The following is a 15593-nucleotide window of genomic DNA, read 5'->3' as shown; positions in this document are numbered from 1 at the left end:
GGACGCGCAGAGAAGTCCCGAGAACGCGCATTACCCTGTGTCGGCGGGAGGGTGGGCATGGACGTCGGCGCGCACCTGGTGGAACGCACCTCCACACTGCGCTTGGACGCGCACGAGCGCGCGGAGTTCTGGAGCCAGTACGTGCGGACCAACCACTGCAGCTTCTCGTCGGGGTTCGCCGACGCCTCGGACTTCCGCGCGCGGACCGTGCTCCAGCGCGGGCCCCGCCACCAGATGGTGGAGTTCTGGTCGGAGCAGATCCACTACGTCCGTTCGGCGAAGGACGTGGCGCGGGACGACGACTACCGGGTCCGTGTCCTCGTCCCGCTGGCGGGAAACATGCTCGTTCGGGCCGGCGACCAGGACGTCCGGCTGAATCCTGGCGCCGCGGGCCTGCTGGCGACGGCTCATCCTTTCGAGATCCGTCACGGCGACGGAGTCCGCGCGCTGGTCTTCACCCTGCCCGACGCGAGTCCCGACACCCCGCCCCGGCCGGTTCTGGACCTCCGGACGGGCCTGGGCGCGGTGGCCCACAACCTGCTCACAGGTATCGCCGCGGAAAGCGATCGCTTCGGCCCCGGCGAGTTCGAGCGGGCGGCGGCAGGAGCCGCCGAGATGCTCCGCCAGCTCGCGACGCCTGCCACGAGTGGGTCCCTCTACCTCGTCGAGCAGGCCTTTCGCGCACACGTCGCCGAGCATGCAGCGGATCCGAAACTGACCGGAGCTTCTGCCGCCGCTGCCCTCGGCTGGTCGCTTCGCCAGGTGCAGGTCGCCCTCAAGGCGGCAGACACCACGCCGAGCGAGGTGATCCGTCGGGAACGCCTGACCCTCGCTCGCAGGCTCCTCGGCGACGGGCGGCTGCGGATCTCCGACGTCGCGTTCGCCAGTGGCTTCTCGTCGGTGAACACCTTCACCGACGCATTCCGCCGAGAGTTCGGTGGGACGCCGCGCTCCTTCCGCTCCTGAGAGCCCCGGGGTAGCTCGCCGCTGCCGGCGCGGCGATGAGCCCGGCCGTCAGAGCCCGCGCGCCGCCAGCGCCTCGCGCACCGCCTTGCTGGTGGAGGGCACGGTGGCCGACGGGCCGATGTGCCCGGACACGGCGTCGAGGGTCTTGAGCCCGTCGCCGGTGATCAGCAGCACGGTCTCGGCGTCGGGGTCGAGCTGCCCCGACTCGATGAGCTTCTTCGCGGTGGCCACGGTGACGCCGCCGGCCGTCTCCGCGAACACGCCCTCCGTGCGGGCGAGGAGCCGGATGCCCTCCACGACCTCCTCGTCGCTGACGTGCGCGACGGCCCCGCCGGTGCGGCGGACGGCGTCGAGGACGTACGGGCCGTCGGCGGGGTTGCCGATGGCGAGGGAGCGGGCGATCGTGTCGGGGCGCACCGGCTGCACCACGTCGTGGCCGTCCTCGAACGCCTTGGCCACCGGTGAGCAGCCCGTGGCCTGGGCGCCGAACACCCGGTACGGGGTGGGCTCCACCAGGCCGAGGGTGCCGAGCTCGGTGAAGCCCTTGTCCACCTTGGTCAGCTGCGAGCCGGACGCCACGGGCACCACGATCTGCTCGGGCAGCCGCCAGCCGAGCTGCTCGGCCACCTCGTAGCCGAGGGTCTTGGAGCCCTCCGCGTAGTAGGGCCGGACGTTGACGTTGACGAACGCCCAGTCCTCGTGCTCGGCGGCGAGCTCCGTGGCGAGCCGGTTGACGTCGTCGTAGTTGCCGTCGACGGCGAGGAGGGTGCCGTCGTAGACGGCGGTGGTGAGCACCTTGGCCTGCTCGAGGGAGCTGGGGATCAGCACCACCGAGTCCCAGCCCGCCCGCGCGGCCGCGGCGGCCACCGCGTTGGCCAGGTTGCCGGTGGACGGGCAGCAGAGCACCGTGAAGCCGAGCTCGCGGGCCGCGGCCAGCGCCACGGCCACCACGCGGTCCTTGAAGGAGTGGGTGGGGTTGCCCGTGTCGTCCTTGACCCACAGCGTGCGCACGCCCAGCGCGGCGGCGAGCCGGTCGGCCTTGATCAGCCGGGTGAGGCCGGGCTCGGTGTTGGGGTGGGACTGCACGTTCGTGGGCACGGGGAGCAGGTGGCGGTAGCGCCAGATGGACTTGGGGCCCGCCTCGATCGACTCGCGGGTGACGGTGCCGAAGTCGTAGGCCACCTCGAGCGGGCCGAAGCACTCCGGACAGGCGAACTCGGCCGCGAGCGGGATCTGGTGACCGCATTCCCGACAGGACAGCGCACGGGCGGGTCCGAGGTCGAAAGCGGTGGTCGTGGCGCTGTCAGCAGTCAGGGACATGAGAAGTCTCCTCATCTTTCCCGCACCGTGCGGGTCGGAATTGGCACCGTGTTCGAGCGCAAGAGCGCGCATCGCCGGTTGCCGGGGCTTCGTCGGGCCGTTCCCTCTGCCCCTCTGGATGAGCCATATGCGGTTGTGCCCAACACGTTACGACACGATCACCCCGGCTCCCAAGCGCGTCCCGTGATCTGGGAGCCGGGTCACGTGATGTCGGGGCCGTGCGGGAGCATGGACGCATGGCCGCGCCAGCCCCCCTCCGCCTCGTCATCGGCGAGGAGGAGCTGCTCGTCGAGCGGGCGATCGAGCAGGTGGTGGCCGAGGTCCGGGCGGGCGACCCGTCGGCCGAGGTGCGCCGGATGCGCGCGTCCGAGCTCACCCCCGCCGACCTGGCCGAGAGCCTGGGCCCGTCGCTCTTCGCCGAGGGGCGGGTGCTCGTCCTGCTCGCGGTGCAGGAGGTCGGCAAGGAGCTGGCAGGGGCGATCGTGGAGCAGTCGGCCGACCCGGCCGAGGGCATCGTCCTCGTGGTCGTCCACTCGGGCGGGGCGCGCAACAAGGCGCTCGTCGACGCGCTGCGGAAGGCGGGCGCCCCCGTCACCACCTGCAACAAGATCACGAGGATGGACGAGCGGTCCGACTTCGTGCGTGCCGAGGCCCGCCGCGTCGGCGGCAAGATCACGGGGGACGCGATCGGCGCGCTGCTCGAGGCGGTGGGGTCCGACCTGCGGGAGCTCGCCTCGGCCACCAGCCAGCTGGTGGCCGACACCGGCGGCTCGGTCGACGAGCGCGCGGTGCGCCGCTACCACCGCGGCCGGGCCGAGGCGTCCGGGTTCGCGGTGGCCGACAAGGTCGTGGCAGGCGATCGGGCCGGCGCGATCGAGGCGCTGCGCTGGGCACAGCTCCTCGGCACGCCGTCGGTGCTGGTCGCCGACGCACTGGCCGACGCGCTGCGCACGCTCGCGAAGGTCGGGTCGGCGGGCCGGGGCGACCCCAACCGGCTGGCCGGCACGCTGGGCATGCCGCCCTGGAAGATCCGCAAGGCGCAGCAGGCGGTCCGCGGATGGGGCCCGGAGGCACTGGCCGAGGCGTTCGCGGCGGCGGCGGAGGTCAACGCCGACGTGAAGGGCGCCGCGGCCGACCCGGACTACGCACTGGAACGAGCCGTCCTGCGCATCCTGGCGGCCCGCTCGCGCCGCTGAGCCGCGCCGGCGCTACGCGAGGGTCAGGTCGGCCGTGGATGCGGTCGATCGCGGGTGCGGGCATGTCGCATCTACGTCCGACCTGCCCGGGAGGGTCGAGAACTCAGCTGTTTCCGCTGGTGCGGGACTTCTTGAACCAGCCTCCGACCTTGTCGCCCAGTAGGGCGCCGCCGATACCGGCGAGGACGGCGGGGATCAACGCGAGCAGGTCAACGAGCATCGGGGGAATCTCCTCGTGTCGGACGGGCGAGGGGAGCGTGGCGCCCGCCGGCGAACTCCTACTGTCGGCGAGAGCCGCCGGAGCTGTCGATGCGATGTATCCCATCTCACGTTTGATGCGCGTCCTCCTCGGTGGCGCTCGCATCGAGCGGAACCCGAGGGTGATCCCGCCCGTTCCGCGGGCGGTAGCGTGCTGACTGGCGCACCGACTGGTGAGGGGAAGCGATGACCGTGGCAGACGCCAAGAGCCGCATCGGCGTGACCGGGCTGGCCGTGATGGGGGCGAACCTCGCCCGCAACATCGCCCGTCGGGGCACCCCGGTCGCCGTCCACAACCGGACGGCGGCGCGTACCCGGGAGTTCATGGAGGCCTACGGCTCGGAGGGCGCGTTCACGGCGGCGGAGACGGTCGAGGAGTTCGTCGCCGCGCTGGAGCGGCCGCGGCGGATCATCGTCATGGTGAAGGCGGGCGCGCCCGTCGACGCCGTGATCGAGGAGCTCGCGCCGCTGCTCGACGAGGGCGACATCATCATCGACGCAGGCAACTCGCACTTCCCCGACACCAAGCGGCGCACCGAGGAGTGCGCCGCCCGCGGCCTGCGCTTCATGGGCGTGGGTGTGTCCGGCGGCGAGGAGGGCGCGCTGCTCGGGCCGAGCATCATGCCCGGCGGCGACCCGGCCGCGTACGCCGAGGTCGAGGAGGTCTTCACGAGCATCGCCGCGCAGGTGGACGGCACGCCGTGCTGCGTGCACGTCGGGCCGGACGGCGCGGGCCACTACGTCAAGATGGTGCACAACGGCATCGAGTACGCCGACATCCAGCTCATCGCCGAGGCGTACGACCTGCTCACCCACGTCGCCGGGCTCGACGCGCCGGCCATCGGCAAGATCTTCGAGGAGTGGAACTCGGGCGACCTGGAGTCGTTCCTCATCGAGATCACGGCCGAGGTGCTGCAGAAGACCGACGCCCGCACGGGCCGCCCGCTCGTCGACGTGATCCTCGACGAGGCGGAGCAGAAGGGCACCGGCCGCTGGACGGCGATCGACGCGCTCGACCTGGGAGTGCCGCTCACCGGCATCACCGAGGCCGTGTTCGCCCGCACCCTCTCGTCGCTGAAGAGCGAGCGGAAGGCGGCCGCGGGCACCCTCGGCGGTCCGGTGCCCGGGGCGGGCGAGGATCGCGCCGACCTGGTCGAGGACATCCGGCAGGCCCTCTACGCCAGCAAGGTGGTGGCGTACGCGCAGGGCTTCGCGCAGATGCGCGCGGCGTCGGCCGCGAACGACTGGAACCTGGACCTCGGCGCGATGGCCACGATCTGGCGGGGCGGCTGCATCATCCGCGCGCAGTTCCTCAACCGGATCCGCGACGCCTACGCCGAGCACGGCGATGTGGAGAACCTGCTGATGGTGCCGTACTTCACCGACGCCGTCGCCGAGGCGCAGGACGCGTGGCGGCGGGTGGTGATCACGGCGACGCAGCAGGGCGTGGCGATCCCGGCGTTCGCGAGCTCGCTGTCCTACTACGACGGCTACCGCCGCGAGCGCGGTCCCGCCAACCTGATCCAGGGTCTGCGGGACTTCTTCGGCGCCCACACCTACCGGCGGACCGACACCGAGGGCGTGTACCACACCCGCTGGGCGCAGGACGGCACCGAGGTTCGAACGGACGCCTGAGGAGCGCTCCCAGCGCCTGCTTCACGCCCCGCGCAGTCCCAGGTACTCCCGGGCTTCGGCGGGCGACGCGGGCGTGCGATCGAACAGTGCGGCCAGCTCGACGACCTTGGTGACGAGGTCGGAGTTGGACTTCGCGTGCTCGCCGCGGCGCACCCGCAGGTTGTCCTCCAGCCCGACGCGGAGGTTCCCGCCCATGACCAGCGCGAGCGCCGCGACCTGGTACTGCCCGGGATAGCCGACGCCTGCGGCCGACCACGTGAACCCGCCGACGCCGAAGAGCCGCTCCGCGGTGCGCACCATGTGCACGAGCTGGTCGGCCTCGACGGCGTTGGCGCCCAGCACACCGAGGACGAACTGCAGGTTGAACGGCGCCTCCAGCACCCCGTCGGTGACGAGCCTGCGCACGTTGTAGAGCTGCCCGACGTCGTAGATCTCGATCTCCGGCCGGGTCCGCGCCTCCTTCATCAGCCCGGCCAGGTACTCCATGTCGGCGAAGGTGTTGCGGAAGACGTAGTCGCGGGTGCCCTCCAGGTACTCGCGCTCCCAGTCCTGCAGGTCCAGGTCGCGCCGGGCGACCGGGTAGAGCCCGAAGTTGAAGCTGCCGGCGTTGAACGTCGCCATCTCGGGCTTCAGGTGCGGCACGACGGCCGCGCGTTCGGTGATCGTCATGCCGCGACCGCCGCCCGTCGTCGGCTGCAGGACGGCGTCGGTGCGTTCCCGGAGCCCCTCGACGACGCGGGTGAACAGCTCGACGTCCTGCACGGGCCGCCCGGTCGACTCCTCCCGGACATGGATGTGCAGGATCGCCGCGCCCGCCTCGGCCGCGGCGACGCCCTCCTCGACGATCTGCGCCACCGTGATCGGGATGGCCGGGCTCTGCGCCGGAACCGTCATCCCTCCCGTGAGCGCGCACGTGACGATGACCTTGTCGGAATCCACGGATCACCCCTCGAACACGACGTCAGACGACGGCCAGCGGGTCGACCATCGACCCGGTCGCCCCTGCGATCTTCAGCGGTAGCGCGACGAACAGGAACTCGTACACCCGGGCGGCCGCGAGTTCCTCCAGGTCGAGGCTCTCCATGATGTAGACGCCGCTGTCCACGAGCAGGTGCACGTGCACCGGCTGCGGGTTCGCCGGCGAACCGGGGTCCGGTGCGGGCTGGACCTCGAACGTCTCGGTGTCGCTGCCGACGGCGACGACGCCGCGCTCGGTGAGCATCCGCGCCACCGACAGGTCCGGTCCCGGCGTGAGGTGCTCGGCCATCCGGGTTCGGTCGGGCCACAGCCCCATGTAGCCGGTGCGGAACAGGACGACGTCCCACTGCCCGATCGTCACACCTTGCGCCGCACAGATCTCCTCGACCTCCGCGGCGTCGACGGCCGCGCCCGCGGGCAGGCAGTCGACCCCGCGGTGCGCGGCCAGGTCGACCAGGACGCCGCGGGTGAACATCGCGGGCAGGCTGGAGGCGTCACCGACCGTCGGGCCGAAGTCGCCGAGGTGCTCCGTCGCGTTCGCCCCGCCGTACCAGCGGCCCTCCTCACCGACGGTGATGTGCGCCAGCGCGTCGACGTGCGCGCCGGAGTGCACGGTGCCGGACACGACCTCCGTCATGCAGCCGAGGCCGACCTCGTTGGGCGCGGGGTCCCACAGGTTCTCCCCGGCCGCCCGCAGCCCCTGCGGGGTGCGGTAGCTGAGCACTTGGAACTGCGGGTGGCCCGGGAACAGCGGCATCCCCGGGAACCGCGTCGCCGCGAGCGAGAACGACCGGCCGGTGCGGACGAGGCCCGCGGCCCGGGCCCGCGCCGTGTCGGGTACGTCGGCGGCGGGCCCGGCGGCCGGTGGGCTGGTGCGGGTCACGACCGGTCCCGGGCGGCGTCGGCCACCATCGCGACTACGCGCTCGGGCGTCATCGGCAGCTCGTCGACCCAGACCCCCAGCGGGCGCAACGCATCGTCGACGGCGCTCGCGATCGCGGTGGGAGCCACCAGCCGGCCGCCCTCGCCGGCGCCCTTGACCCCGTACTCGGTGAACGGCGACGGCGTCTCCAGGTGCTCGACGACGATCTCCGGCACCTCGTGCATGCTCGGCAGCAGGTACTCGCGGAACGTCGGCGTGCCCAGCGCGCCGTCGTCGTCGTAGCGGTACTCCTCCATGAGCGCCGCGCCGATGCCCTGCACGACACCGCCGACGACCTGCCCCTCGACCAGCGTCGGGTTCATGACGGTCCCGCAGTCGTTCACGACGTAGTAGGCGCGCATCGTCACGACGCCGGTCTCCGGGTCGACCTCGACGATCGGGATGTGGCAGGCGTGGGAGACCATCGGGTAGAAGGCGCCCATGTCCGTGCGGTCCGCGGACGGAGGCGTCGAGTACGGATGGTCGTAGGTGTGCACCGCGACGAGGCCGCTGGACTCGCCCTCCGGGTTGTCGTGGAAGAACAGCTGGGCCCGCATCCCGACGTCCGCCATCGACATCGACGTGCCGGGCGCCCCCTTCGCGCGGAAGGTGCCGTCGACGCACTCGACGTCGCCGGGGTCCATCTCCAACGCGTGCGCGGCGATGCGGATCATCTTGTCCCGCACCGTTCGCGCCGCTCCCCGGGTCGCGCCGCAGAGCATGATCGTGAGCCGGCTGCCGCCCGGGCCGGCCGACATCGCGCCCGCCGTCGAGTCGGCGTAGGTGACCGACACGTCCTCGGGGTCGACGCCGAACTCCTCGGCCACCACCTGGCTGACGACGGTCTCGGGGCTGTTGCCCCACAACGGGCAGCCCACCTCGACCCGGACCCCACCCATCGCGTCGACGTCGAGCTTGACGCTCTCGGGCGTGCTCGTCGCGGGCAGCGGCGGCTCGTCGTAGAGGAACCACCACTCCGAGGCGTTGTAGCCGGACCGCTCCTGGCAGGTCGCGAGGCCGATGCCGAGGTAGCGCCCCTGCGCACGCAGCCGTTCCTGCTCGGCGCTCCAGTCGTCGATCTTCGCGAGCTCCAGCGCCCGGTCGAGCACCGCGGCGTAGTCGCCGGAGTCGTAGACGTTTCCCGTCGGGGTCTTGAACGGGAACTGCTCGGGCCGGATGAAGTTGCGCCGCCGCAGCTCCACGCGGTCGATGCCGAGCTCGATCGCCGCCTTGTCGACGAGCCGCTCCAGGACGAAGTTGCCCGGGTCGGCGCCGGCGCCGCGGAAGAAGCCCTGCTGCACCTTGTTCGTGAGCACGCACGACACGTCGTAGCGCAGGCTGCCGATCCGGTAGGGGCCGGTGGGCTGGGCCATCGCGTTGCCGTGCTGGCCATGGGCGAACTGGAAGTAGGCGCCGTAGTCGTCGACGATCCTCAAGCTCAGGCCGAGCATCTCGCCGTCCTCGGCCAGCGCGAGCTCGGCGTCGTAGATCCGGTCGCAGCCGACGTTGTCGTTGGCCGCGATGTTGTCGAGCCGATCCTCCAGGTACTGCACGGGCCGACCCGTCGCCTTGGTCAGGGCGCCGGCGATTGCGAGCACCTTCGTGATGAAGTGCTTGCTGCCGAAGCTGCCACCGACGGCACAGGGGATCATCCGCAGCCGGTTCGTCGACACCCCGAGCATCCCCGCGAACGCCCACGGCAGGAAGTTGTGGAAGTTCGAGTTGGAGTAGACCGTCATCGACCTGCTGAACGGGTCCCACGACGCGACGGCGCCCGCGGTCTCGATCGGCTGCGCGCCCATCCGGTGCCAGCGGGCTCGAGTGCGTACGACGGTGTGCGCACGGGCGAGGTCGGCGCCGACGTCGCCGAAGTCGAGCGTGCGGTGGAACACGACGTTGGAGTCGAGCGTCTCGTGGATCCGGGTCGCGTCCGGCGCCATCGCGGCCTCGGGGTCGACGACGGCGGGCAGCACGTCGTACTCGACGCGGATCGCGGCGCAGGCGTCCTCGGCGATGTAGCGGTCCGTCGCCGCGACGACAGCGACGGCCTCGCCCGGATAACGCACCCGTTCGACCGCGATCGCGGTCTGCGGGACGGGTTCGGCGCAGAACGCGGGCATCGGGTTGACCAGCTCGGCGGCCTGCGCGCCGGTGAGCACCGCGGCCACCCCCGGCATCGCCTCGGCTGCGCTGGTGTCGATGGAGACGATCCGCGCGTGCGCGTGCTGGCTGCGCAGCACGGCGCCGTGCAGCATGCCGGGCAGCACCACGTCGCCGACGTAGTTGGCGCGCCCGGCCAGCAGCTTCGGGTCCTCCTTGCGCGGGACGGCGCGCCCGACCCAGCGGCGTTCGGCAACCGCGGGACGGTCCTCGACGGTGCTCATGCCTTCGTTCCCCTCGGCTCGGCGGCCATGATCCGGCCGGCGGCGCAGACCGACCTCACGATGTTCTGGTAGCCGGTGCAGCGGCAGAGGTTGCCGCCCAGTGCCTCCCGCACGTCGTCTGGGTCCGGCTCGGCGGTGTGCTCCAGCAGTTCGCAGGCGGCCATGAGCATCCCCGGGGTGCAGAACCCGCACTGCAGACCGTGGTTCTCGTGGAATGCCCGCTGGATCGGGTGCAGGGTGCCGTCGGTGGTGGCCAATGACTCGACGGTCCGCACGGCGGCGCCGTCGAGCTGGGCGGCGAAGACCAGGCAGGAGCGGGTGGCGGTGCCGTCGACGAGGACGGTGCACGCCCCGCAGACGCCCTGTTCGCAGCCGAGGTGGGTGCCGGTGAGCCCGAGCTCGCCGCGCAGCAGGTCGGCCAGCAGCGTGCGCGGCTCGACGAGCAGGTCGTGCGGCACCTCGTTGACGGTGAGCCGGATGCGGACCTTCTCGGGTCCCGTCGTCTCAGGCATCGGTGGCCTCCCCGGCCGCTCGTGCGATGGCGGTGCGCAGCGCGCGGCCGGTGAGCACGCGCGCGAGATGGCGGCGGAAGTCCGCCGAGCCGTGGCAGTCGGCGATGGGGGACCGGCCCTCGGCGGCGCGGGCCGCGGCTTCGGCGACGGCGTCGTCGCCGCCGTCGGAGCCGGTCAGCGCGTCCTCGGCGGCGCGGGCGCGCACGGGCCGCTCGCCGACCCCGCACAGCGCGATCCGGGCCTCGCTCACCCGCCCGTCGGCACCACGGGTCACGGTGGCGGCGACCCCGCACACCGGCAGGTCGCCGTGGCGGCGCGCGACCTCGACGAACGCGCTGCCGGTCCGAGCCGCGGTCGCGGGGACCTCGACGGCGACGACCATCTCGCCCGGTGCGAGGGACGTCGTGAACGGGCCGGTGAAGAAGTCGTCGGCCTCGACCGTCCGCTCGCCGGAGCGGCTGCGCACCACGACCCGCCCGTCGAGGGCGAGCAGCGCCGTCGGCAGCTCAGCCGACGGGTCGGCGAACGCCACGCTGCCGACGACGGTCCCCCGGCCGCGCACCGGCGCGTGCGCGACGTGGGCGCCGGCCTCGGCCAGGAGGGGGGCGTGCGCGGCGACCTCCGGCGAGAGCTCGCTGGTGCGCTGGCGCACCGTCGCTCCCAGACGCAGCGTTGCGGGGCCGGAGCTGTTCCGTACCTCGAGGGCGTCGAGACCCGGGACCCGGTTGATGTCGACGACGACGGCCGGTGTCGCCAGCCGCGCGTTCATCAGCCGGACGAGGCTCTGGCCGCCGGCGAGCACGCGGGCGTCGGAACCGTGCTCGGCGAGCCGGTCGAGCGCCTCGTCGAGGTCGCGTGGTGCCAGGTAAGCGAACGCCGCAGGCTTCACTCCACACCTCCTTGTGCGGGACTGCTGGGCGACCGGGGAAACCGGTCAGCTTCGTGCGAAGGCCAGCTCGCCGAAGTGCTCGATGTGGTGGCGCATCTCCTTGCCCGCGAGGGCGGGGTCGCGATGGCGCAGTGCCTGGAGGATCGGCACGTGGGACTCGACGATCTCGGTGAGCCCCACCCGGACGCGGGTGTAGGTGACGAGCGCGCGGATCTCGGCGTGCAGCGACCGCCACACGTCGAGCAGCAGCGCGTTGTCGGCGGTCTCGAAGATGATCTCGTGGAAGCGGGCGTCGTGCACCAGGACGGCGTGCACGTCGTCGTCGCGGGTCGCGGCCCGCATCGCCTCGATCTCGTCGTTCAGCCGTTCGAGCGTCTCGGCGGTGACGACGGGTGCCGCCGCCCGTCCCGCGACCTCCTCGAGCGCGGCCCGGACCGGGTACATCTCGGCGAGCTCGCGCTCGGAGACGAGCCGGACCCGGACCCCTCGGTGCGGGAAGCTCTCGACGAACCGCATGGCCTCCAGGTCGCGGAGGGCCTCGCGTACCGGGGCCTGGCTGACCCCGTACTCCTTCATGACGTGGCTCTCGACGATGCGCTCGCCGGGGGCGAACTCCCCGTCGAGGATGCGGGCGAGCAGGCGCTCCCGGAGCTGTTCACGCAGTACCGCGCGAGCCAGACCCCCCGTACCGTCGGCCACCCTGCCTCCCCGGAATGTGCGGGACGTCCCGTGCTGCTCGATTATCGATAATCGAGCAGCACGGGTCAAGTCTTCCCGTGCTTTGCAAGATGCGGCTCAGCCGCGCCGAACTGCCTCCACTGGGCCCGGCATCGAGATCCCGTACTCGCGGATCTTGCGGTAGATCGTGGCGCGCGACGAGCCGAGCAGGCGGGCGGCCTCGACCTTGTTGCCGCCGGTGTCGAGCAGCGCCTCGATGATGGCGTCGCACTCGATCGCCTCGAGCGGGGTGAGCACCCTGCGGGTGGTGATCCGGCACTCGGGCGGCAGGTCGCGGGCCTCCACCACACCGGCGCGGCGCTTGGCCACGACCTTGCGCAGCACCTGGTGCAGCTGTTCGATGTTGCCCGGCCACCGGTTGCGCATGAGCACGTGCATGGCCTCGGGTGAGCAGGTGAGGGCGCCGCGGGCGAGGCGGGTGAGCAGGTGCGGCACCAGTTCGGTGACGTCCTCGATGTGGTGGCGCAGCGGCGGCACCTCGACCGTGCGCGGGAAGCAGGTCAGCAGGCCGGCGAGATCCGGGCTGCGCCCGCGGGGATCGCGCGTGACCGTTGCGGCCACCCACGGCCGGTCGATCCCGGTCGCCTCGCGGTAGGGCTCGAGCGCATCGGCGAGTGCGGCGGCGCCGGCCGCGGGCAGCCGGTCGAGGTGGGTGATGACGAGGGTTCCGCCATGCTCCAGCTCGCCCGTCACCTCGCCGATCCACTGCGGGCCGTAGTCGTCGGCGTCGAGGACGCGCAGGTGGCCCGCGGGGGTCCGGTTCTGGTGCGTGGCGCGAACGAGGGTCGACTTGCCGACGCCTCGCTCGCCCTCCAGGACGAGCCATTCCTGCGCCTGGAAGTGCCGGTCGACGGCCTGCCCGCACTTCTTCCACGCCGTGCTGGACCCGACGGCCGTCGGCAGCGACAGGGCGTGCGGCGACGCGGTGACGCCCCGCTCCGCTGGGGTCATCTGGGCGACGAGCTGCACCTGCAGCACGCCGCCGGACACGCCGCCCTCGCTGAAGCTCGGCCTGCAGTGCGCCCGGGCGGTGTGCCCGCTGGGGAGGTCGACGACGAGCCGCTGCTCGCGCCCGGCGGCGAGGGCCTCCACCGCCTCGGCGAGCAGTGCCCCCTGGTCTCGCGCGTCGAACAGCTCGCGCGCACGGTCGTTCATCATCAGCAGGTCCGCGCCGATCGCGAAGACGGCTCCCCGCCCGCGCCGGCAGACCCTGAGGTAGTCCTGCAGCAGCAGGTGCTCCCGCCGCCCGGCGTGATCGAGGACCGCCTCCTCGATCCGGCGGCCGATCGAAGCGACCGCGGCGGCCATCATCGGCCCGGCGTTGCGGCGCCAGCAGGTGATGTCGATGACGCCGAGCACCCGGCCCGTGTTCGGATGCCGGACGGGGACGCCCGCGCAGGCGAGGTCCTCGAGGTGCTCGACGTAGTGCTCGTGCCCGAACACCTGCGCCAGCCCGCCGCCCTCGAGGGCGCTGCCGATGCCGTTGGTGCCGACGTAGCGCTCGGCGTAGCTGAAGCCGGGGGAGAGCATCACGCGGTCGAGGTGTGACTCGAGGCCGGTGTCCGCGGTGCGCCGGTCGAGCACCACGCCGTCGGCGTCGCAGAGGATCACGCTCACCGGCTCCGTGGCGAACTGGTCGGAGACCTCGGCGAGCACGGGCCGCGCTGCGCGCGCGAGCAGGCCGTCCGGGTCGATGTCGTCGGCGTGCGGCAGCTCGATGTGGTCGGCGGGGACGCGCCACGCGATCGACCGCGACCAGGACGCGAGGATCGGCTCCCGGACCACGCCGGCCTTGACCGGCTCGTCAAGGAGGAACGACACGCGGGCGCGCGCGAGCTCGTCGGTGGCGGGCCCGGCCGGCGCCCGCGTTCCGCTTTCCGTTCGCGCAGCCAAGAGGCCTCCTCGGAGCAGCGTCGATCCGGCAGCGTCGTCCCAGAGTAGGCGGTCGGGAGCCGGGGCGGGCGTCTCATATTGAGACCGCGTGTGCAAGCCGCAGGGGGTGTGATCGGCGACACGAGCGGTCGACACCCGCGCCGTCGACGACTCGCCGCCAACCCACCACCCCAGGAGGAGATGACGTGAGTCGGCAGAGTCTGGCGAAGGCTCACCAGAAGATCCAGGAACTCGCCTGGGAGCCGCAGTACCACGAGCCCTACATGAAGTACGGCACTGACTACACCTTCCGGAAGGCCGCGAAGAAGGACCCGCTGAAGCAGATCCTGCGGTCCTACTTCCCCATGGAGGAGGAGAAGGACCACCGCGTCTACGGCGCCCAGGACGGCGCGATCCGCGGCAACATGTTCCGCCAGGTGCAGGAGCGCTGGCTGGAGTGGCAGAAGCTGTTCCTGTCGATCATCCCGCTGCCGGAGATCTCCGCGGCGCGATCGATGCCGATGCTGTTCCACACGGTGCCGAACCCGGAGCTGCACAACGGCCAGGCGATCCAGATGATCGACGAGGTCCGGCACTCGACGATCCAGCAGAACCTCAAGCGCCTGTACATGAACAACTACATCGACCCCGCCGGGTTCAACAACAGCCTGCGCGGGTTCCAGGGCGACTACTGCGGCACCATCGGCCGCCAGTTCGCCGAGGGGTTCATCACCGGTGACGCGATCACCGCGGCCAGCATCTACCTGACGATCGTCGCCGAGACGGCGTTCACGAACACGCTGTTCGTGGCCATGCCGGCCGAGGCGGCGGCCAACGGCGACTACCTGCTGCCCACGGTGTTCCACTCGGTGCAGTCCGACGAGTCGCGCCACATCTCCAACGGCTACGCCACGCTGTTGATGGCGCTGTCCGACGAGGAGAACCACCAGCTGCTCGAGCGCGACCTGCGCTACGCGTGGTGGAACAACCACCGGGTGGTCGACGCCGCCATCGGCACGTTCATCGAGTACGGCACGAAGGACCGGCGCAAGGACCGCGAGTCGTACGCGGAGATGTGGCGTCGCTGGATCTACGACGACTACTACCGGTCCTACCTGGTGCCGCTGGAGAAGTACGGCCTGAAGATCCCGCACGACCTCGTCGAGGAGTCCTGGAAGCAGATCTGGGAGAAGGGCTACGTCCACGAGGTGGCGCAGTTCTTCGCCACCGGGTGGCTCGCCAACTACTGGCGGATCGACGGGATGACCGACGAGGACTTCGAGTGGTTTGAGTACAAGTACCCGGGCTGGTACGACAGGTACGGGAAGTGGTGGGAGAACTACAGTCGCCTCGCCACCCCCAACGGCCACAACCCGATCGTCGCCGAGAACGTCGACTACGTGTACCCGCACCGGTGCTGGACCTGCATGGTGCCGTGCCTCGTCCGTGAGGACATGGTGATGGACCAGGTGGACGGGCAGTGGCGGACGTACTGCCACGAGATGTGCCACTGGACCGACAAGGTGGCGTTCCGGCCGACCTACCAGGGCCGGGAGACCCCCAACATGGGCCGGCTGGTCGGGCACCGCGAGTGGGAGACGCTCTACCACGGCTGGAACTGGGCCGACGTCGTCAAGGACATGGGCTTCGTGCGCGACGACGGGAAGACCATGACGGCGCAGCCACACCTGGATCTCGACCCCCAGAAGATGTGGACGCTCGACCACATGCGCAGGCTGGCGCCGCTGCAGAGCCCGAACGTCCTGCTGAACGAGATGAGCGACGCCGAGCGTGCGGCGTTCGCGGCCGACTACGTCCGTCAGGGACCGGCCGGGCGCCCCGCCCCCACCGACGCCTGAGCGCGGGTCAGGCGAAGGGGGAGGGCCGGTACTCACCGGCCTTCTCCCTGCCCGAGCCTGCCCT

The 15593-nt window shown here is 71.7% G+C and carries 12 protein-coding genes and 1 riboswitch; of the genes, 4 read left to right on the top strand and 8 right to left on the bottom strand.

Annotation, left to right across the window (positions count from 1 at the left end):
• Positions 1-57 precede the first annotated feature (57 nt).
• Entirely contained in the window at positions 58-966 is a 909-nt protein-coding gene (locus tag FHX44_RS07920) for a helix-turn-helix transcriptional regulator (protein ID WP_170308826.1), read from the top strand.
• A 48-nt stretch (positions 967-1014) separates the two neighbouring features.
• Here the strand turns inward: FHX44_RS07920 and thrC are convergent, their stop codons facing one another.
• Positions 1015-2286, bottom strand: a complete 1272-nt coding sequence (gene thrC / locus FHX44_RS07915; RefSeq protein WP_147254878.1) for a threonine synthase — start codon at positions 2284-2286, stop codon at positions 1015-1017.
• A gap of 8 nt (positions 2287-2294) precedes the next feature.
• Positions 2295-2411, bottom strand: a riboswitch (SAM riboswitch).
• 111 nt (positions 2412-2522) lie between these two features.
• Here thrC and holA point away from each other — a divergent pair.
• Both holA and gndA read left to right on the top strand, forming a co-directional pair.
• Complete coding sequence (holA, locus tag FHX44_RS07910; RefSeq protein WP_147254877.1) at positions 2523-3482, top strand: DNA polymerase III subunit delta; 960 nt, start codon at positions 2523-2525, stop codon at positions 3480-3482.
• Positions 3483-3926: 444 nt separating this feature from the next.
• Entirely contained in the window at positions 3927-5375 is a 1449-nt protein-coding gene (gene gndA, locus FHX44_RS07905) for an NADP-dependent phosphogluconate dehydrogenase (RefSeq protein ID WP_147254876.1), read from the top strand.
• Between the two features lie 21 nt (positions 5376-5396).
• Here gndA and FHX44_RS07900 read toward each other — a convergent pair whose 3' ends face one another.
• From FHX44_RS07900 to FHX44_RS07870, 7 genes are all read right to left on the bottom strand, one after another.
• Complete coding sequence (locus FHX44_RS07900) at positions 5397-6314, bottom strand: beta-keto acid cleavage family enzyme (protein ID WP_147254875.1); 918 nt, start codon at positions 6312-6314, stop codon at positions 5397-5399.
• Positions 6315-6336: 22 nt separating this feature from the next.
• Complete coding sequence (locus FHX44_RS07895) at positions 6337-7236, bottom strand: cyclase family protein (protein ID WP_147254874.1); 900 nt, start codon at positions 7234-7236, stop codon at positions 6337-6339.
• Positions 7233-9659, bottom strand: a complete 2427-nt coding sequence (locus FHX44_RS07890) for a xanthine dehydrogenase family protein molybdopterin-binding subunit (RefSeq protein WP_147254873.1) — start codon at positions 9657-9659, stop codon at positions 7233-7235. The genes FHX44_RS07895 and FHX44_RS07890 overlap by 4 nt, the downstream gene beginning before the upstream one ends.
• On the bottom strand, positions 9656-10171 hold the full coding sequence (locus tag FHX44_RS07885; RefSeq protein ID WP_147254872.1) for a (2Fe-2S)-binding protein: 516 nt from the start codon (positions 10169-10171) through the stop codon (positions 9656-9658). The genes FHX44_RS07890 and FHX44_RS07885 overlap by 4 nt, the downstream gene beginning before the upstream one ends.
• Positions 10164-11060, bottom strand: coding sequence for an FAD binding domain-containing protein (locus tag FHX44_RS07880; protein ID WP_147254871.1), 897 nt, complete (start codon positions 11058-11060; stop codon positions 10164-10166). Before FHX44_RS07880 ends, FHX44_RS07885 begins: the two co-directional genes overlap by 8 nt.
• A gap of 45 nt (positions 11061-11105) precedes the next feature.
• Positions 11106-11759, bottom strand: coding sequence for a GntR family transcriptional regulator (locus FHX44_RS07875; RefSeq protein ID WP_147254870.1), 654 nt, complete (start codon positions 11757-11759; stop codon positions 11106-11108).
• Between the two features lie 96 nt (positions 11760-11855).
• The gene (locus FHX44_RS07870; RefSeq protein ID WP_147254869.1) at positions 11856-13691 is read right to left on the bottom strand and encodes a sigma-54-dependent Fis family transcriptional regulator; all 1836 of its coding nucleotides are present in this window, start codon (positions 13689-13691) and stop codon (positions 11856-11858) included.
• A 200-nt stretch (positions 13692-13891) separates the two neighbouring features.
• Between FHX44_RS07870 and FHX44_RS07865 the strand changes: the two genes are divergently transcribed.
• Positions 13892-15529 (top strand): ferritin family protein, encoded by a 1638-nt coding sequence (locus FHX44_RS07865; protein ID WP_170309282.1) that lies wholly within the window; start codon positions 13892-13894, stop codon positions 15527-15529.
• The last annotated feature ends 64 nt before the right edge of the window (positions 15530-15593 follow it).

The organism is Pseudonocardia hierapolitana (genome assembly GCF_007994075.1).
Classification (GTDB): domain Bacteria; phylum Actinomycetota; class Actinomycetes; order Mycobacteriales; family Pseudonocardiaceae; genus Pseudonocardia; species Pseudonocardia hierapolitana.
Note: the sequence above shows the minus strand (reverse complement) of the source record. Positions and strands in the feature narration are given on the sequence as shown.

Bases quoted from the DNA above. Each gene is read 5' to 3' on its own strand.
- FHX44_RS07920 (WP_170308826.1), top strand. From the start codon at position 58: ATGGACGTCGGCGCGCACCTGGTGGAACGCACCTCCACACTGCGCTTG.
- thrC (WP_147254878.1), bottom strand. From the start codon at position 2,286: ATGTCCCTGACTGCTGACAGCGCCACGACCACCGCTTTCGACCTCGGA.
- holA (WP_147254877.1), top strand. From the start codon at position 2,523: ATGGCCGCGCCAGCCCCCCTCCGCCTCGTCATCGGCGAGGAGGAGCTG.
- gndA (WP_147254876.1), top strand. From the start codon at position 3,927: ATGACCGTGGCAGACGCCAAGAGCCGCATCGGCGTGACCGGGCTGGCC.
- FHX44_RS07890 (WP_147254873.1), bottom strand. From the start codon at position 9,659: ATGAGCACCGTCGAGGACCGTCCCGCGGTTGCCGAACGCCGCTGGGTC.
- FHX44_RS07885 (WP_147254872.1), bottom strand. From the start codon at position 10,171: ATGCCTGAGACGACGGGACCCGAGAAGGTCCGCATCCGGCTCACCGTC.